The sequence below is a fragment of the Paenisporosarcina sp. TG20 genome, from assembly GCF_000286315.1.
Classification (GTDB): Bacteria; Bacillota; Bacilli; order Bacillales_A; family Planococcaceae; genus Paenisporosarcina.
Window position 1 is genome coordinate 1 of record NZ_ALJG01000021.1, and the last position, 642, is coordinate 642.

The 642-nt window shown below is 36.8% G+C and carries 1 pseudogene; it reads right to left on the bottom strand.

The annotated features are described in order from the left end of the window. Nucleotides 1-642, bottom strand: a pseudogene (locus tag B371_RS0100110) (RNA-guided endonuclease TnpB family protein); the annotation flags it as partial.

Consider the following 642-nt stretch of genomic DNA (forward strand, 5'->3'; position numbering starts at 1 on the left):
TCCTGTTAAATGGTTAAATTGACTTGCTTTGGTTGCATAAGTATCAATCTTTTTAATTGAATGACCTCGATATCCAAGCTTCCGGTTAATAATTGTTATTAGCATCGCAGGAGCTCGGTTAGCGATAGATTTCCCAAATCTTTTTTTACGATTGATTTTGCCATTCGCTTTATTTCGAGTGATATTTTTTGCGCGTTTTTGTAGAGATCGAAACCGCATGGTTTCAACTCGAATATCCGAACCAAGAGAAAGAATCACATTCGCTAATTTTTCGTGTGACATCTTCCTTTGAACAGCAATCTTTCGATATAGTTCTTTCCGTTTTTGACGCAACTTCACGTACCGATTTGAAAAGTTCCAAGTACCTCCACTTTTTTTGCCTGTTCCATTTATGTTGAATTTGTCAGGGTTGGTGCTACGTTTAGACCTATCCATTTTACGGTGTATCCGTCTTAATTCCTTTTCTTCAAGTTTACATTCAGGTGCTAGTTCTTGGATTTCAACTATGCTTTGACTACTAATCGCAATAATGGATGTACCAATATCTAACCCTACACGTTTTGTTTCATCAGTAGCAATCTCTAGATTTCTTTTTGCCGGTGGATATCCCTCTTGAATAAGTTGAACAAAGTAGCGAATTTT